General features: G+C 35.8%; 15 protein-coding genes. 9 read left to right on the plus strand and 6 right to left on the minus strand.

Annotated features, from left to right (window positions below; translation table 11 throughout):
• Window positions 1-28: 28 nt before the first annotated feature.
• On the minus strand, window positions 29-1,300 hold the full coding sequence (locus tag FLS47_RS10955) for a hypothetical protein (RefSeq protein ID WP_149914409.1): 1,272 nt from the start codon (window positions 1,298-1,300) through the stop codon (window positions 29-31).
• Window positions 1,301-1,471: 171 nt separating this feature from the next.
• Here FLS47_RS10955 and proS point away from each other — a divergent pair, with 171 nt between their 5' ends.
• The 4 genes from proS (at window position 1,472) to FLS47_RS10975 (ending at window position 5,436) form a co-directional block, all read left to right on the plus strand.
• Window positions 1,472-2,944, plus strand: a complete 1,473-nt coding sequence (gene proS, locus FLS47_RS10960) for a proline--tRNA ligase (protein WP_149914410.1) — start codon at window positions 1,472-1,474, stop codon at window positions 2,942-2,944.
• 97 nt (window positions 2,945-3,041) lie between these two features.
• Window positions 3,042-3,815, plus strand: a complete 774-nt coding sequence (locus FLS47_RS10965) for an NAD-dependent epimerase/dehydratase family protein (protein WP_149914411.1) — start codon at window positions 3,042-3,044, stop codon at window positions 3,813-3,815.
• Window positions 3,816-3,824: 9 nt separating this feature from the next.
• Window positions 3,825-4,652 (plus strand): DUF3658 domain-containing protein, encoded by an 828-nt coding sequence (locus FLS47_RS10970; RefSeq protein ID WP_149914412.1) that lies wholly within the window; start codon window positions 3,825-3,827, stop codon window positions 4,650-4,652.
• Window position 4,653: 1 nt separating this feature from the next.
• Entirely contained in the window at window positions 4,654-5,436 is a 783-nt protein-coding gene (locus FLS47_RS10975; protein WP_149914413.1) for a TIGR02757 family protein, read from the plus strand.
• A 382-nt stretch (window positions 5,437-5,818) separates the two neighbouring features.
• Here FLS47_RS10975 and FLS47_RS10980 read toward each other — a convergent pair whose 3' ends face one another.
• The 5 genes from FLS47_RS10980 to FLS47_RS11000 form a co-directional block, all read right to left on the minus strand.
• Complete coding sequence (locus FLS47_RS10980) at window positions 5,819-6,253, minus strand: GNAT family N-acetyltransferase (RefSeq protein ID WP_149914414.1); 435 nt, start codon at window positions 6,251-6,253, stop codon at window positions 5,819-5,821.
• Window positions 6,250-7,248, minus strand: coding sequence for a type I glyceraldehyde-3-phosphate dehydrogenase (gene gap / locus FLS47_RS10985; RefSeq protein ID WP_188347416.1), 999 nt, complete (start codon window positions 7,246-7,248; stop codon window positions 6,250-6,252). Before gap ends, FLS47_RS10980 begins: the two co-directional genes overlap by 4 nt.
• 4 nt (window positions 7,249-7,252) lie before the next feature.
• A complete protein-coding gene (locus FLS47_RS10990) occupies window positions 7,253-7,885 on the minus strand; it encodes a peroxiredoxin family protein (protein ID WP_223225240.1) in 633 nt (210 codons plus the stop codon).
• A 133-nt stretch (window positions 7,886-8,018) separates the two neighbouring features.
• Window positions 8,019-11,006: a protein translocase subunit SecDF gene (gene secDF / locus FLS47_RS10995; RefSeq protein ID WP_149914416.1), complete on the minus strand. Its 2,988-nt coding sequence runs from the start codon at window positions 11,004-11,006 to the stop codon at window positions 8,019-8,021.
• Between the two features lie 217 nt (window positions 11,007-11,223).
• On the minus strand, window positions 11,224-11,700 hold the full coding sequence (locus tag FLS47_RS11000) for a hypothetical protein (RefSeq protein WP_149914417.1): 477 nt from the start codon (window positions 11,698-11,700) through the stop codon (window positions 11,224-11,226).
• A 307-nt stretch (window positions 11,701-12,007) separates the two neighbouring features.
• Between FLS47_RS11000 and guaB the strand changes: the two genes are divergently transcribed.
• The 5 genes from guaB to asnB all read left to right on the plus strand — a co-directional run bounded on the left by guaB (window position 12,008) and on the right by asnB (window position 19,036).
• The gene (gene guaB / locus FLS47_RS11005; protein WP_149914418.1) at window positions 12,008-13,483 is read left to right on the plus strand and encodes an IMP dehydrogenase; all 1,476 of its coding nucleotides are present in this window, start codon (window positions 12,008-12,010) and stop codon (window positions 13,481-13,483) included.
• A 126-nt stretch (window positions 13,484-13,609) separates the two neighbouring features.
• Window positions 13,610-13,726, plus strand: coding sequence for a 30S ribosomal protein THX (locus FLS47_RS11010; protein WP_149914419.1), 117 nt, complete (start codon window positions 13,610-13,612; stop codon window positions 13,724-13,726).
• Between the two features lie 174 nt (window positions 13,727-13,900).
• Window positions 13,901-16,477, plus strand: coding sequence for a phosphoenolpyruvate carboxylase (locus FLS47_RS11015; protein WP_149914420.1), 2,577 nt, complete (start codon window positions 13,901-13,903; stop codon window positions 16,475-16,477).
• Window positions 16,478-16,547: 70 nt separating this feature from the next.
• The gene (locus tag FLS47_RS11020) at window positions 16,548-17,102 is read left to right on the plus strand and encodes a hypothetical protein (protein ID WP_149914421.1); all 555 of its coding nucleotides are present in this window, start codon (window positions 16,548-16,550) and stop codon (window positions 17,100-17,102) included.
• A gap of 239 nt (window positions 17,103-17,341) precedes the next feature.
• Complete coding sequence (gene asnB, locus FLS47_RS11025) at window positions 17,342-19,036, plus strand: asparagine synthase B (protein ID WP_149914422.1); 1,695 nt, start codon at window positions 17,342-17,344, stop codon at window positions 19,034-19,036.
• The last annotated feature ends 112 nt before the right edge of the window (window positions 19,037-19,148 follow it).

A 19,148-nucleotide genomic window follows, 5' to 3' on the forward strand; every position in this document is an offset into this window, starting at 1 on the left:
TAGACTGGCAAATATGTGTAAATACCTATTATCTTCTTGACGAACGCGAACTTGAGCCTGATGAGCTTGAGCTCGAACCTGAGCTTCTTGATGATGAGCCTGAACTACTTCCCATCGATGAAGAAGAACCTCTTGATGAAGAACTGCCAACAGACGAAGATGACGATGAGCTTCTACTGCTACTAGAAGAAGAACTTGGAGGAGTATATGATGATCCTCTGCTATTACCATTCGATGAAGAGCTAGAGCTAGGTCTTACGCTTCTGTCAGTTGTTGTTGATCTAGTGCTAGGCTGTGTTGTACTAGGGCGTACAGATCTCTCTGGAGAAGTAGTTGTTCTGCCTTGTGATCTTGAAGATGTACCTCTTTCAGTAGTATTAGTCCCACGATTGATAATTCCTCTGTTTTCGCTAGCATTAGTCGATCTATCAGATACACTACGTGATGAAGTTCCTCTTTGTACAGTACCTCTATTATTTGTATTATTAGTTCTATCGGATACGCTTCGTGAAGAAGTACCACGAGTTGTACCCTCATTATTTCTTGAAGAAACTCTGGAACCTGTAACAATTCTACCACTATTATCTCTACTTACACTGCGCGATACAGAATTATTTGTTCTGCGGTCTGTCGATCTGCTGCTGGAGCGTGAGTCGTATAGTCCACGATTAGTAGAACGTACGGATGCATATGTAGAACGTGAAGTGTATCCACTACCTATACCTCCTCCATAGCCATAGCCGTAGTATGGGTGTCCCCATGCATTGTAGTAGGAGTTATGCCCCCAAAACGAACCATATCCAAAAGGATGTCCCCAACCGTAGCCGTATGAGTAATATGGATTACCCCAACCCCAATTATATCCAAAGTGAGAATACGGATAACCCCAGCCAAAACCCATTGACCAGCGAGAACCCCAACCCCAATTAGACCATCCTAATCCAAAGCCTCCATAACCTAAATTATACCCGTACCACGGATCAAAGAAAGGATCGTAATAAGAAAATCCAGGAGATGAATAATAAAATCTATTAATACGATTTGCATATTCTAAGTCACTATAATCATCCTCGTAATATTCTTCATCAGAGTATTCGTCTGCATAATAATCGTTATTTTGCTGTGCATATTGTTCGTCCGTATAATAATAATCCGGACTTTGATACGGCTGATCAACATTCGCTTGGCGATTGTTGTACATGTCGTCCTTGTAAGCGATTTGCTTACTTGTCGAACAAGAACTAATAGCCACAGCTATCGTTAATGCCAAACTACCAAATACTAATCTATTCGTTTTCATAATATCTTTCTCGCTAGTTGTTGTAGATAATCAACGTCTTTTTATTATCTTAGACGCGAATTTTAGCAAAGGTTTAATACCCTTAATCAAAAATATAAATAAATTTTTACAGCACGAGAATATATACTTTTTTAACATATATTTTCTGATTATAAGTCATAGTATAAGCAAATGAGTAAAGGAATAACAAGTCGTAGTGAAGATTATTCACAATGGTATAATGATCTGGTTATCAAGGCGGATTTGGCAGAGTATTCTGCGGTGAGAGGTTGTATGGTGATCAAACCTTATGGTTATGCTATTTGGGAGCGTATGCAAGCTATTTTGGATAAGCGTTTCAAAGAAACAGGACATAGTAATGCGTATTTTCCTTTGTTTATTCCCAAGTCATTTTTCTCCAAAGAAGCTTCTCATGTTGAAGGTTTTGCGACGGAATGTGCAGTGGTAACACACTACCGCCTTAAAAATGATGGTAACGGTAATATCATTGTTGACGAAGATGCAAAATTAGAAGAAGAACTTATTGTTCGTCCGACTTCCGAGACAATCATTTGGAATACATACAGAGGATGGATAGAATCATATAGAGATTTACCTATTTTGGTCAACCAATGGGCGAATGTGGTGCGTTGGGAAATGCGTACTCGTTTATTTTTACGTACGGCGGAATTTTTATGGCAAGAAGGACATACAGCGCATGCTACTTCGGAAGAAGCAGTCGCTGAAGCACAACAAATGTTGGATGTGTATTCGGAGTTTGCGGAGAAAACATTAGCTGTTCCAGTTATTCGTGGTCGTAAAACAGAATCAGAACGCTTCGCGGGTGCTCTTGACACTTATACTATCGAGGCATTGATGCAGGATGGTAAAGCATTGCAAGCTGGTACGTCACATTTCTTAGGTCAAAACTTCGCGAAAGCATTTGATGTGAAATTTACATCAAAAGAAGGTAAGCAAGAGTACGTATGGGCAACTTCATGGGGTGTATCTACACGATTGATGGGTGCATTGATTATGGCGCACTCAGACGATCAAGGTTTAGTTTTACCTCCAAAATTAGCTCCGATACAAGTTGTAATCGTTCCAATTTTCAAAACTGAAGAAGAAAAAGCGAATATCGATGCTTTCGTACATAAATTGAATGCAGAATTAAAAGGACAAGATATCTCAGTGAAATATGACGATCGTGATACGCAGCGTCCAGGCTTCAAATTTGCAGAATGGGAATTGAAAGGTGTGCCTTTGCGCGTTGCAATTGGTTCGCGTGATATGCAAAATGGTACGGTGGAGTTAGCACGTCGTGATACACAAACAAAAGAAACGGTTTCTCAAGAAGGTTTGGGTAGCCATATTGTGGCATTATTGGATGAAATCCAAGAGAATATTTTCCAAAAAGCATTGAATTTCCGTGATTCACATATTACTGAAGTAAACTCATACGAAGAGTTTAAAGAGGTATTGGAAAATAAAGGTGGTTTTGTGTCTTGTCACTGGGATGGTACGCCAGAAACAGAGAAGCGTGTGAAAGAAGAAACAAAAGCAACTTCACGTTGTATTCCATTGGATTTTCAAGAAGAAGATGGCGTATGTATTTTCACTGGAAAACCTTCCAAAGGAAGAGTGTTATTTGCAAAAGCATATTAATTTTTATTAAGTAAAAATTAGAATATAAAAATTCAAAATTTTACTAGGCGAGAGAGCAAAGATTAATTTCTTTGCTCTTTTTGTTTAAATTAGCTAGATGAGAATATTGATTTTGGGCTGTGGTTGGTTAGGAGAAGAGGTAGCGAAATATTATACAGAAAAAGGTTGGGAAGTATATGTTACTTGTACATCTGCTGAAAAGAAAGAATATCTTACTTCATTAGGTTTAGATGTTGCGATTGTGAATTTCGATGAACAGGTTTCTATTTCTGAATTCCTAACTAACTTTGATTATATATTAAACAGTGTTCCTGCTAGTTCTAAGAATTCTGTCGAAGAAATATCTAATCGTTTTGAACATGTTCGACAATACCTCGCTAACCTAAAATTTCGAAAGCAAATATATTTGAGTTCAATAGGAATTTATCCTGATAGGGATGGGATTTTCAATGAAGATTGTAAAGAAGATTTGAATGATCGCTTATTAGTCGCAGAGCAAAAGGTAGAGTTGACAAATTCACATATTTATCGCCTAGGTGGGTTATTTGGTAAAAATAGAATCTTTGCTAAGTATTTTGCGAACCGTAACTGTGCGACAGGCGATCAACCCGCGAATTTTATTCACGTAGATGATGTAGTGACGTTAATCACAAAGGGATTTGAATCAGATTTGCATCATCCAATTTATAACCTCGTGGCTCCAGAACATCCTTCTAAAAAAGAAGTTATTTTAGCATCCGCTAAAAAATATGGATTTGACTTACCCTTATCATTCAATTCTGAGAATTCATTTCAAAAAATAGTTGATGGTAGTCTTATTATTAAGGAATTAAAATATAGTTTTAAGCATCAATCACCGTTAAATTTTTAACTTAATAATATGGCAAAAGAATATCATATCGTTTGTGGAGAAAATTCATCAAATAATTTAATGATTAGCGATGTTATTGATTTTTCAAATGAGAATATTAAATTAATTACTTTATTAGATACATTAGTATTAGGTCCTTTGTATGATTTAAAGACATTAAGAGGAATTAATGAACGTATTAATTGGTTTGAAGAATTTTTTCAAGAAACTGATTTTTATTTTCACAGGGAAATAAATGGCAAAGATATCGCTGTAAAATTAAGTGAGATAACTTCAGGAGATTCTATCTTTATCTGGTTAGGTGATGACGGTAATGAATACATATGGAAAGCAGCTATATTAAATTTTTTGAAGGATATAAATATTACTATTTACACAGTCGATTGGCAAAATATTCCTTTTAATAGCCATAAAGGATATAATGTAAAATTGTTTTCATTGTATGTCTGTACATCGGAGAACATACAACTTGCAAAACAATATTTTAGATTAATAACTAATAATGAAAAGCTATTTTTTGAAAAAAGTTGGGAGAAGTTTTTAAGAAACAACTCCAATTTGAGAATTTTAAATAATCAAAACCAGATAGAAGAATCGGATATTACATATTTTGATGAAATATTAATAGCACACTGTATTCCTGATTTTCAGTTTTCCTTCAAAGTAATTGGATTAACCATGGGTAATATGTATAATGGATATAATTCAAATGGAATAGGAGATTATTTTTTAATAGAAAGATTGAAGCAACTATGCTATGATGGTCAGTTGCAAATGCGAAATCAAGAGCATGGTCAGCGAAATGGACATATATTTGAAGTGGCTTTAGCAAAATAAAATGTCAGATTTTAATCTTAAAGAGTTTTTAGATAACAAGGTTGTTGAGTACAATCAACCCAATTTTATAGCGAATGATCCGATTTGTATTCCGCATCTATTTAGTAAGAAGCGGGATATAGAGATTATGGGCTTTATCGCATCGATATTAGCTTGGGGACAACGAAAAACCATTATTAATAAGTGTAAAGAGCTGATCGAGCGAATGGGCGGAAGTCCATATGATTTTATTATGAATCACAAGGAGGAAGATTTGAGATCTTTATTAGGCTTTAAACATCGTACGTTCAATGATACGGATCTGCTTTATTTTGTAGAATTCTTTCGTTATCACTACAGTCGTTTTGATTCCTTGGAAGAAGCTTTCTTAATAGGGCAGGAGAATGTGAAATCGACTGAAATTTCGATAGAAAAATCTTTGAATGAATTCAAACTCTATTTCTTTTCTTTACCTGATTTTCCTTTACGAACAAAAAAACATGTGAGTTCTCCTGCTCAAAAGTCTACTTGTAAGCGATTAAATATGTTTTTGCGCTGGATGGTTCGCGTAGATAATAAGGGTGTTGATTTTGGAATATGGAATAGAATTGCACCATCACAATTGGTTTGTCCTTGCGATGTACATGTGGAGCGTGTGGCACGTAAATTTCATTTAATTTTATCCGAAAAATTACAATGGAAGGCAGCACTAGAATTAACGGATAATTTATTAATTTTAGATAAAACCGACCCTGTTAAATACGATTTTGCTTTATTTGGATTAGGTGTTGAAAAAGAAATGTAATTGAAATTATGCTGAAATCACCTTTGTGTTTTGTGTTAAGTCTTCTACTAATTGTAGTGAATAATTTGCTGTTTAGCATGCACGAAAGCACAATTATGCATTGCATCCAAGTAATAGGGGGTATTTTGTTATGTTTTCATTTTACATGGAGTATGCTCAATATTACTTCTAGCTATTTTCCTAAAAAATTTGAGATACCTTTATTTATTACGTTTATCGTTGTTGCACGATCCACAGAATCTATTATTCGGAAATCCTTAATTCGGTATTTTCCTGAATTTTATCAAGAATACAAATTGTATATTTTTGCTTTATCAATTCTCGTATTTCTAACTGTTTTATATTTTCTACAAAAATCAATTAAGAAAATACAAGCTTCAAATTAAAGCAGTTTAAACATTTCGCGATGCGGTCCTGCTGTGGGTATATCAAATTCCTCAGACATAAATTCAAAACCATGGCTTTCGTAGAAAGGAAATGCATCGACACGGGCATTAAACCACAAATAATCAACATGCAGTTGGGTTTTGATATGCACGATGGCTGCATGCAACAGTTGTGCTGCATAACCTTTGCGTCGATGATCAGGGTGTGTAGCCATACCTCTCAGACGATATGCGTCCTTAGGTAATTTACCGTGGTTATCTTTTTTACACGTCAAAATACAGACTAGCTGATTCTCTTCGGTAAAGAAGCCTAAGTGGAATGTTGAAGGATCATTGTCCCCATCAAAATAAGATTCTTTGATAGGCAGTCCATTTCTAAGCACGGATGAGCGTAGGGGAATAGTATCTTCGGTCGTAATAAAACGGATCATCGCTGACTCAATTTTTGTAATATGTCCACCAATCTATTCGAATACCCAAATTCATTATCATACCAACCTACGACTTTTACAAGCCCGCCTACAATTGACGTCAATTGCGCATCAAAAACACAGGAATACGGATTGTTAATTATATCAACTGAAACTATTGGGTCTTCTGTGTAGTATAATACCTGTTTCAATTCGTGCATTGAAGCAGCTTTGAATTTGGCATTAATTTCTTCTACTGTAGTTTGCTCTCGCAATGTACAGGTGAAATCGGTCAATGAACCATTCAACACCGGTACACGAATGCCAGCACCGCCCAACTTTCCTTCCAAATGCGAAAATACATTTGTAATAGCTTTAGCAGCTCCCGTGCTTGTCGGAATAATCGATGATGATGCTGCGCGTGCACGACGTAAATCGCGATGAGGGGCATCATGCAAATTTTGATCACCTGTCATCGAGTGTACTGTCGTGATATATCCGTCTTTTATTCCCCAATTTTCATCCAAAATTTTGACCAAAGGAGCAACGTTATTAGTTGTACAAGATGCGTTCGAAAAAATTGGTGCTGTCCAATCAAAGTCTGAATCATTGATTCCAAGTACGACTGTTGGAATTTCTCTGTCTGGTGAGGGTGCAGAAATTATAACTTGTTTCGCTCCAGCAGAAATATGTTGAGAAGCTTTTTCTTTCGTTGTAAAATGTCCTGTAGATTCAACCACAACATCTACTTGAAGATATTGCCAAGGTAAATCTATTGGACTTTTTTCCTGGGTAACCAAAATTTTGTGCGCATCGATATAAAGATGGTTTTCATCAAACGTGACCTCACCTTCGAACGGTCCGTGAACGGAATCATACTTAAACAAATGCGCTAGGGTAGATGTGCTTGTTAAATCATTAATAGCAACAACATCAATATTTTGCAAATTTCTTTTGAGCAAATTGCGAAGCGTATGTCTTCCAATTCGCCCAAAACCATTTATTGCTATTCTCATCAACTTATTTAGTGTATTCTGTTATAATAAAATCGATTTTTTTCTCGCCATCCCAATGCGATTGCAACTTTCCTTCAGCTGTATAGACATAGTTCGCAGGGAATTGCTTTGGAACATGTATTTTTTGGATGAAATCTTGATTTCTGTCGTATAATACTTCCACATTTGGTTTACCACCTAATTCTTTACCAAAAGTATCTAGGAAGTTAGCCATCAAAGCAGGATCGTTCATGGAAACGAAATAGATGTTGATGTTCTTAAGTTTATCGTAGTTTTTGCCTAATTGACCTGCTTCTACTTGACAGTGTCCACAGTTTGGATCAAATAAAATAAATGCCGTTTTTTTTCCTTTTGGAATATCTTGATTTGTAAAAGAAATACCGGATTTTACTTTATAGAATTTGAATTCAGGTAGAATTTGAGCTGGGGATTTTTGAGATAGTTCCTCAATTTTTTGTTGTTGTTCTGATTGAGAAGGGCTATGGTTGTGCGCACTGTGATCGTGTCCTGCATGATCGTGACCATCATGATTTTCTACGTTTTCACTCGCATTAGTGTTCGAATTAGAAGAATTTGAGCAACTCGAAAATCCAAGTACAGTGCTAAGTAGTAGAGTTGAAAGCATCAATTTTTTCATATAAATAGTTATTTACGCAAATCTATAAAAAATATATTGTCTTGATGGATTACAGTTTATTTATGATGAATTTGTGATAAACGAAAACGGGCTACCTTTTGGATAGCCCGTTTTCGTTTATAGAATCTCCTAATTACGGAGTTACAACTTTAGCTTCTGCTGTTCTTGGTTTAGCAATATTAGCGTTGTTTTTACCTAAATCATATACAGATGGCGCTGCCAACATAATAGATGAGTATGTACCTACAACGATACCAACTAAGATAGCAAATGCAAATCCTCGGATAACTTCACCACCAAAAATAAATAATACAACTAACACGAAAATAAGTGTTAATGATGTGATAATCGTACGGCTTAAAGTAGTGTTAATCGCGTTATTGATAACTTCACCAAAGCTTTTGTGTAAGCCAGCGGATTTGTTGATATCTTCACGGATACGGTCAAACACAACCACTGTATCATTCACAGAGTAACCCAGTACCGTAAGGAATGCCGCTACAAAGTGTTGATCAATATCCAATGAGAATGGAACGATACCGTCAAGAATAGAGAACAATCCTAACAAGATCAAACCATCATGTATTGTCGCGATAGCAGCTCCTGCTGAATATTGCCATTTGTGGAAACGAACTAAGATGTATACAGCGATAATTAAAATAGCAATAACCGCTGACCATCCTGCTCTTTCTGTAATATCTGATGCAATCGAAGGACCTACTTTCTGTGAAGAAAGGATTTCGTAGTTATTACCAGATACTTTAGATAATCCAGAGTTTAGTTTCGCTAATACTTCCGCATCCGCTTCATCTGAAGTCTCTTCGATATGGTAAGTAGTCGTTACACGTACTTGATTCGAGCTACCAAAAGTTTTAACCTCTGTAGAAGATTGAAATACCTCATCTAAGTTCTTACGAACATCTTCTAAGTTAACATTTTGATCATAACGAACAGTATATGTACGTCCACCTTGAAAATCTACCCCTAACGAGAATCCCTTTGTGAATATAGATATCAATGAAATAGCTACTGCTACTAAAGATATGATGTAATAAACTTTACGTTTTTTAATAAACTGATAATTAGCACCAAGTAAAGTGTTAGCTGACCAAGGGTAAGAAACGCTTACTTTCATTTCTCTTGTCAACATGAATTCGAAAATCAAGCGAGAAATAAAGATTGAAGTGAATAATGATGTAATAATACCAACCATTAATGTTGTAGCAAAACCTAAGATAGGTCCAGATCCAAAGAAGAATAATACAACACCAACTAAAAACGTAGTAATTTGTGAGTCTAAGATGGAAGACATCGCGTGCTTGTAACCTTCTTCTATAGCTTGCTTAATGTTTTTGCCATTACGGATTTCTTCACGAATACGCTCGTATATAAGTACGTTAGCATCTACTGCAGTACCCATTGTCAATACGATACCCGCAATACCTGGTAAAGTCAATACAGCATTCAGCGAAGCCAAAATACCCATCAAGAAGAATACGTTGAAAATAACGGCAATGTTAGCAGCCCATCCCGCACGGTTGTAATAAGCAACCATAAATAACATTACAACAACTACAGCAATAAGAGATGAGTTAAGACCTGCGTCAATAGCTGCTTGACCCAATGAAGGACCTACGATTGCTTCTTCTACGATTTTCGCCGTAGTCGGTAGACGACCAGACTTCAATACGTTTGCTAAATCTTTAGTGTCTTCAATAGTGAAGTTTCCAGAAATAGAAGAATTACCGCCTGCGATTTCAGTTTGTACAGTAGGGGCTGAGTATACTACATTATCTAGTACAATTGCAATAGCCTCTTTCTTTTGTGCTGCTTTAGCAGTTACTCTACGCCATTCTTTAGCACCGTATGAATTCATTTTCATACTTACTACAGGAGAATTTGTTTGTGGGTCAAATTCATCTCTAGCATCAGTAATAACATCGCCAGATAATACAGAACCTGTCTCACCTGCACCAACTTTGATAGCATATAATGATAATGATTCAGCATTAGATTCTGGTTTTACAGCCCAAAGTAATTTAAGGTTAGCAGGAATCAATGCTTTAACTTCAGGTCTAGCAAAATATGCATTAACCTTAGCTGTATCTTTTAAAGCTGCTGACCCTACAAGTGGTCCAGGAATTAATTCTGGTTGTCCTGTTGGTCCTTGGTATACAGCAGGGTATAATACACTGAATAGTGGATTTTGTGCTGTTAAATTTGCAAGAGCTGCTGATGAATCAGATGATGCAGATTTATTGCCTCCAAGGTTAGCTAATAGTTTTTCTTTTTTCGTAGTGTCAGCTACTGTAGAATCTGTTTTCGCTACTTCCTTGTCTGTCGATTTTAAAGAAGTCGCTAATGTAGTGTTGATACTATTCAAAACACCGTGAACTTCTACATTATTGTAAGTTTCGAAGAATTCTAATTTTGCAGAACCTTGTAATAATTTACGCACACGATCCGCATCGTTAACACCCGGTAATTCAATTAAAATACGGTTAGTACCTTGTTGAATTTGAATGTTTGGAGATGCAACACCAAATTTATCAATACGTGTACGCAATACTTTAAATGAGTTTTGGATTGCGTTATCAGCTTCAACTTGTAAGAATTTCTTAACGTCAGCTTCTGAGCTGCTATTGTTGATAAATGTTGAATTATCTTTAGTTGCGAAAAATGAAGCTAATGATGCAGAAGCACCTGTTGCTTTATATTCATCGATAAATAAATCAACAACTGATTTGTTTGATGATTTGCTCTTTTGAATTGCAGTGTTTAACGCTGTATTGAATTTTTCATCTTTAGTGTTATTCGCTAAGTTACGAATCAACTCATCCAATGAAATTTCCATTGTTACGTTCATACCACCCTTTAGGTCTAGACCTAGTGGCAACTCTTGTGCTTTACATTCTCTGTAGGTAAATTTAGCTACGCCTAAATTATATACTACTTCACCAGCGATAGAATCTAAATATGCTTTTTCTTTGGTGATATCTCCACCAGCGTATGCTTGTGCATCACGCTCTACTTTCCTAGTTACAAATGTAAATGATAACGCATAAAGACAGGCTACTGTCAGTACGGCTACCAAAAATTTAATCAGCCCTTTGCTCTGCATTTTCTTAATCGTCTATTAATTTGATATAGTTTATGTTTTTATTACGATGTAATGATAAAAATATTTACCAAGATTCGCAAAGGTATAAAAAAAATAGAGAAAGAGAATAATTGAAATATAAGATTAACTATGTAAGGGCTATATAGTTATCAAAAGAGAAAAAGAGAAAAAAATTATAAAAGGGAATCCTAGGATTCCCTTTTAAATAAATGTTTTATTATCTTAAAACATATTTAACACCAAATGTAAATCCATCGCCATGGAATCCAGTATCGTGATTTAAACCTAAATATGGTTTATAATCTAAATGCAATGCGATCGGGATTGTAGGGATTTTATATTCTAGACCTACTTGCGGACGAAGACCGATTAATGTGTGACCATCTCCGTCACCTGACCAAAAACCAACTTGTGCTCCGACACCAGCATACCAGTGAAGACCTTCAGCACCATTAATAGGTCTTTCGTATTGCCAATCTGCACCTAATGAAACCCATTTATTATTAAATGCTGCTTGTAATTGAAGTGCTTGAGGACCTTGTAAAGCTGTTTTAAACTGAACTCCAACGTTCGAGCCATCATTTCCATCAAATACAACACCTAATGCTGACTTGAAAGGTGTCTGTGCTTTAGCTTCGTTAGCTCCTACAGTTAATGCAACAATTGCGATTAGGGGTAAAAATAGTTTTTTCATAATCTATAACTTTTGTTTTTAGAAAGAACCTAAGGTTAATCCTGAGTTCGTGTTATTTTTATTGAGAATAAGCAAATATGTTGCCAAATATTCTTCAGTCGATGTATTCTTATTTGCTTAATAAGAATATTTTAGAATTGGGTATTTTTAAGCTATTAAATCCATTTTGAAATGGAATAAACACGAGCATGTCATTTGAATATTATTTTTTTGTTAATTAGGATGCGTGGTATATAATATATTAGCAATTATAAAATAATTTTGTATCTTTGTCTGGCAAATAGAAAACCCAAGAAAGGTATTTGCCATGCAATTAGATCCACAAAAATTCGTAGCTGAAGGTCTTACTTATGACGACGTATTATTAATACCAGCTTATTCAGAAATATTACCTAGAGACGTAGATACTAGTACTTATCTTACGCGCAAAATCAAATTAAATATTCCTTTAGTGTCTGCTGCAATGGATACTGTAACTGAATCTGATTTGGCTATTGCGATTGCGCAAGCTGGCGGAATCGGTATGTTGCATAAAAATATGACTATTGAGCAACAAGCGGCTGAAGTACGTAAAGTTAAGCGCTCAGAAAGCGGTATGATTCAAGATCCAGTTACATTATTGGAAAACGCAACCGTTGGTGATGCTTTTAGTATCATGAAGGAGCATAAGATTGGTGGTATCCCAGTGATTGATGCTGAAGGTCGTTTGGTTGGGATTGTTACCAATCGTGACCTGCGCTTCCAAAAAGATATGTCAAGAGCGATCAAGGAATTGATGACTAAAGATAATTTAGTTGTTGCTCCAATTGGTACAGATTTAGTTAAAGCAGAAGAAATTTTGCAAAATCATAAAATTGAGAAATTACCTGTAGTCGATGAGAATAACGTATTGAAGGGGTTGATAACTTTCAAGGATATTCAAAAATACAAACATTATCCTAATGCAGCTAAGGATGAGCATGGTCGTTTATTAGTAGGCGCAGCGGTTGGCGTGACTGCGGACACTATAGATCGTGTGACAGCTTTAGTAGCAGCAGGCGTTGATGTGGTTACCATAGATACGGCTCATGGACATTCGTTAGGGGTAATAAATAAATTAAAAGAAGTAAAATCAAAATTTCCAAATTTACAAGTAATCGTTGGTAATATTGCTACTGGAGTTGCAGCAAAGGCATTAGCTGATGCAGGGGCAGATGGTGTTAAAGTGGGGATTGGTCCTGGTTCTATCTGTACTACACGTATTATCGCTGGTGTAGGTGTTCCACAATTATATGCAGTATATGAGGTAGCTAAAGCTTTAAAAGGGACAGGTGTTCCATTGATTGCTGACGGTGGTATCAAACAAACTGGTGATATTGCGAAAGCGATTGCGGCAGGAGCAGATACAATTATGGCTGGTTCGTTGTTCGCTGGGGTGGAAGAAGCTCCAGGTGAAACGATCTTATTAGAAGGTCGTAAATTCAAATCGTACCGTGGTATGGGATCTGTAGAAGCGATGGAAAAAGGTTCAAAGGATCGTTATTTCCAAGATGTAGAGGCTGATATTAAGAAATTAGTTCCTGAAGGAATTGTAGGTCGAGTGCCATATAAAGGCACTTTAGCTGAGGTAGTTTACCAATACATTGGTGGTTTGAGAGCATCGATGGGCTACTGCGGTGCCGCAAGCATCGAAAAGCTAAAAGAAGCACAATTTGTACGTATTACAGGTGCGGGTTTGAGAGAATCTCATCCTCACAACATTCAAATAACTAAAGAAGCGCCGAACTACAATAGTAGAGGATAATATTAGTTTATTTACAAATATTTTTATAAAGCCTAGAATTTATCTAGGCTTTATTTGTTTTGTGGGTGAATATTTTTAAATTAGTTGAATAAGTAATCAGTTTATAATCACTAATTCAATTTTACTATGGGAAAAGGAGATAAAAAGACAACGCGTGGAAAAATTATAATGGGTTCTTATGGAAAGAAGCGGCCGGGTAAAACGGGTTCGCGAAATAAAGATGACGCTAAGAAATCCGAATAAGAAAGCAACCTTTTAAAGGTTGCTTTCTTGTTTCTAGATTATTATAATTTTACATTAAAACTTGTGTTTTAATTTTATTTTCGTAAAAAAAAGCTTTAAAAAATATAAATTTTATATACATTTGGAGCTAAATAGTATAAATTATACCTACACCAAGATATTAAAACAGTCATAATGAAATTAAGTCAAAAGCAAGTCGTATTTGAAAATGAGGTTTTAACGAGATTCGATCTATTTAAAAGTTTATTTTTAACACTTCCATTTCAAAGAGTAAAGCATACAGGTACATTGTTGCCATTTTTTGCGGCACACTGTGAAAAAGGTGTGGAGCAACATCTTGCACCCGAACATATTATTGATAGTTTTTTTGGTCAATATGAGCAGTACGTACAAGAGAATGATCGTATTGATTTATTGTTTCGTATAGTCCAATATATTGAAAGACAAGTTGTATTATTTGATGCGATTGAAGATTCTTCTTTTCAGGCATTAGGTAAAACGGATGAAACAGCGGGTTTGGATTCGCTTTTCAAATTGGCGCAAATGGATCCGAAGTTAAAGAAACGTATAGCAGAGAAATTGAAAGATTTTTCAGTGCGTTTGGTGTTGACTGCGCATCCAACTCAATTTTATCCTGGTGAAGTGTTAGGTATAATCAATGACTTGATTGAAGCAATTAAAAATAATGATATACCAAATATCAATTTGCTATTGCAACAACTGGGTAAAACACCATTTATTAAAAAGCAAAAACCAACTCCTGTTGATGAGGCAGCAAGTTTAGCTTGGTATTTGGAAAATGTTTTTTATAAAGTTACTTCGAGTATTCAATCCAAGATTGATAATGAGTTGGAGCTATCTTCTGACGAAGTGAAGCAATTAATAGAATTGGGTTTTTGGCCAGGAGGGGATCGAGATGGAAACCCTAACGTGACGGTAGAAAGCACCAGGAAAGTTGCGACAATGTTGCGTACTATACTTTTTAGATGCTATTATCGTGATTTTAGAGTTGTCAAAAGAAGAATTACGTTCCGAGGAGTAGAGCAGTATTTGGATAATTTGCAAGAATTATTGTACAATAACAGCTTTAATCCTGTTGAAAATCCAGTCGATGAAACGAATAGAATATTAGAGAATCTAAATAATATCAAAGATGTCTTGAATAATTACCATAATGGTTTATTCGTAGAACTTGTCGAAGATTTGATTCGCAAAGTGAATACATTTGGCTGTTTTTTCACCACATTAGATATTCGTCAGGATAGTTCGATTTTGAGAAATACAGTAAGCTATTTAGTTGAGAATTTTGATGCTAAAACAGGTTTAAAATCAGAAGATTTAAACGCCTCAGAGGCAGACAAACAAAAAGCTTTCAAGTTTAATGAAGAAGATCTTGAGTTATCGAGCGAAGCAGATCCATTAGTTCAAGATACATTAGGCGTGATTCGTTTGCTGAAAGATATTCAAGCATCGGGTAGCGAACGTGCAGCACAGCGTTTTATTATTTCAAACTGCCAACAAGCTTCTGATATTCTTGGGTTGATGCAATTATTCTTGTGGCAAGGATGGAAAAAAGATACGTTGACAATCGACTTCGTTCCTTTATTCGAGACAGTAGATGACTTGTCAAGAGCGCGTAGTGTGATGAAGGCTTTATACACCAATAAAGCATACGCTACACATCTTAAAAAACGAGGAAATAAACAAAGTATCATGTTGGGTTTCTCTGATAGTACCAAAGATGGTGGTTATTTGATGGCAAACTGGTCTATTTACAAAGCTAAAATTGAATTAACTGCTTTGGCACGTGAATATGATGTTGATTTAGTGTTCTTCGATGGTCGTGGTGGTCCTCCAGCACGTGGTGGAGGTAAGACTCAACGTTTTTATGCTGCGATGGGTGGTGAAATTGAAAACAAACACATTCAATTAACCATTCAAGGACAAACGATTAGTAGTCAATATGGTTCGTTAGATACAGCACAATATAATATAGAGCAATTATTACATGCAGGATTGATTTCTGAAATCAAACAAAATAGTAGTGATACGCTTACCGAGAAACAAAAAAGTGTGATTGATGATATGGCGGCAGAGAGTCATCGTAAATTTATGACGTTGCGCAATCATCCACAGTTTTTGAAATATTTGGAAAAATTAAGTCCATTAAAAGCGTTGTCCTCTATCAATATCAGCAGTAGGCCGGTGAAACGTAATTCGGACAAAGAGTTAAGATTACAAGATTTACGCGCAATTTCATTCGTGACTTCTTGGAGTCAGCTAAAACAAAATATTCCTGGTTTCTTCGGAGTAGGAAGTGCGTTGGAATGGGCTGAAGAAAATAATATGTGGTCTTATGTTCGTAATTTGTATCAAACATCTGGATTCTTCAACACGTTAATTGACAACTGTATGATGTCTATGACAAAATCGAATTTTGACATTACGGCATACATGAAAGATGATAAAGAGTTTGGTGAATTTTGGACAATGTTGCATGAGGAATACAAAAAAACAAAAGCATATTTGTTGAAACTGAGTAATTCAGAAATGTTGATGCAAAATTATCCTGTGGAAAGAGCTTCCATTTTGGAGCGAGAAAAGATTGTGTTGCCGCTTTTAATTATTCAACATTATGCGATCCGAGCTATTGATGGAAATAATTTAAATGAGGAGCAACAAGAAATTTATAGAAAGATAATTGGTCGTACCATATATGGTGTGGTGAATGCAGGGAGGAATTTAGCATAATACTAATTCTGAAACTTTTAAGAAGTTTGTCATATATTTTATACTTTTGTGTTCGATAAATTGAATAAACATGAAATTTAATACTTTATTAGTTGCGGCTATTTGTGCAGGTTCATTGATGACTTCATGTGTACATGATACTGCAAAAGAAAATCAGTTGAAATACACACATACATCTTTAGTAGATGGTGATGCATTTGCATACTTTCAAATTATTGGTGAGACTGCTTTAGATGGCGTTAAATTTGCAGAATATGCTGAAAAGTCAGGAGATGCTAAATCAGTAGAGGCTGCGTCAAAAGTGAAAGCTTTTTATACGCAATTATTACCTGCTTTGGATTCTTTAGCTACTGCTAAGCAAGTTGATTTCCCAATCAAAGGAATTCCACAAGGTCATGCAGCATCAGATTCTACAACTATGGATTCTACTGCTACGGCAGCACATGACCATTTTGATTACGTACATCATGCACAACATGAATTGGCTACAATAAAAGATAAGTTAAAACGCTTATCCCGTAATACAGATGTCGATGCTCAAGCATTCGCTAAAGAACAGTTAGAGGCAGTAACAGAAGTGTATACTCAAATCGGTGGTAAAGAAGAAGCTCATGGTCACCACTAAGCTTTAAAAAAATATTACAACAAGGCGTCAAATAAAATTGACGCCTTTTTTGTAGGTTAAATTTTTAAATTTTCATATTTCATAGCTTAAATCTAATAGTATTATTTTAATTTCATAAAAAACATCTATTAAATGTTAAAATTTCAATAAAAATGTAAAAATGTTATGATTTTTGTTTTTAAAGCAGTTATTTTGTGTTGTTAAATATTAAGAAATAACTCAAAGAAAAAATATAAATTATGTGTGGTATTATTGGAGCATTTGAATTAGTGCAAGAGGAGTCTAAGATAAGACCCCAGGTGTTAGAAATGTCAAAGCGTATTCGTCACCGTGGACCAGACTGGTCTGGTATTTTTAGTTCGTCAAAAGCAATTCTGGCGCATGAGCGTTTAGCAATTGTTGATCCAAAATCTGGTAGTCAACCTTTATATAGTCCTGACGGAAAAGTGGTGCTAGCAGTGAACGGCGAGATCTATAACCACCAAGAATTACGTAATTCATTACCTCATTATAATTTCGCGACACAATCTGACTCAGAAGTTGTATTAGCTTTGTATTTGGAAAAAGGTCCACGTTTCGTTGAAGATTTGAACGGTATATTTGGATTTGCATTATACGATTCAAGAGAAGATTCATTTTTTGTAGCGCGTGATCATATGGGGATCATTCCATTATACTATGGTCGCGATGATGCAGGACAGTTTTTTGTTTCTTCTGAATTGAAATCGTTAGAAGGTTTTTGTACAACGATTGAACAATTTCCTCCGGGACATTATATTTACAGCAAAGAAAGTTTAGAGCCACAAAAATGGTATTCACGTGAGTGGGAAACATACGATTCAGTAAAAGATAACGAAACAAGCATAGATGAATTGCGTGATGCTTTAGAGGCCGCTGTACACCGTCAATTGATGTCAGATGTGCCTTATGGCGTATTGTTGTCTGGTGGCTTGGATTCGTCCGTAATAGCTGCTGTCACAAAGAAATTTGCTTCCAAACGTATTGAATCAGGCGATCAGGAAGAGGCTTGGTATCCACAGCTGCATTCATTCGCTGTAGGTCTTAAAGGTGCTCCAGATTTAATCGCAGCGCAGAAAGCGGCTGATCATATTGGTACAATTCACCATGAGGTCAACTTCACTATTCAGGAGGGATTAGATGCGATTCGTGATGTAATCTATCATTTAGAAACATATGATGTGACGACTATACGTGCGTCTACACCTATGTATTTGTTGTCGCGTGTCATCAAATCAATGGGTATCAAAATGGTATTATCAGGTGAAGGTTCGGATGAGTTATTCGGTGGGTATTTGTATTTTCACAAAGCACCAAATCCACAAGAATTCCACGAAGAAACTGTTCGTAAATTGAAAAAGTTGTATTTATACGACTGTTTGCGTGCAAATAAGTCTTTAGCAGCTTGGGGTGTTGAAGGTCGTGTTCCATTCTTGGATAAAGAATTTATGGATGTTGCAATGCGTTTGAATCCTGCTGACAAAATGATTGGTAACGGTCGTATGGAAAAATGGGTTGTACGTAAAGCTTTTGAAGATTACTTACCAGAAAGTATTGCTTGGCGTCAAAAAGAACAGTTTTCGGATGGAGTAGGCTATAGCTGGATTGATACGTTAAAAGAACAGGCAGAGAATAAAGTATCGGATGCTGAATTTGCAGGAGCTGCCTCAAGATTCCCAATCAACACTCCAAAGAACAAAGAAGAATATTATTACCGTACAATTTTTGAATCACATTTCCCATCTGAAGCAGCTGCTAAAACTGTGCCTTCGGTGAAATCTGTAGCATGTAGTACTCCTGAAGCGTTGTTGTGGGATGCATCATTCCAAAACTTGAATGATCCTTCTGGTCGTGCAGTGGCAAGTGTACATAATGAAAGTTATGACAAATCTAAAGCAGAAATAGAAGTGAATTAACATGCTACATTATTTGTAGGTTTCTATAATAATGATCACTAGAAAATTGAAAATTCTTTTTGAATCATTAGATAGATGTATTATCTTTGTGCCGTTGGCAGGGAAACCTACT

It is taken from the genome of Sphingobacterium cavernae, assembly GCF_008520265.1.
GTDB classification, from domain to species: Bacteria; Bacteroidota; Bacteroidia; order Sphingobacteriales; family Sphingobacteriaceae; genus Sphingobacterium; species Sphingobacterium cavernae.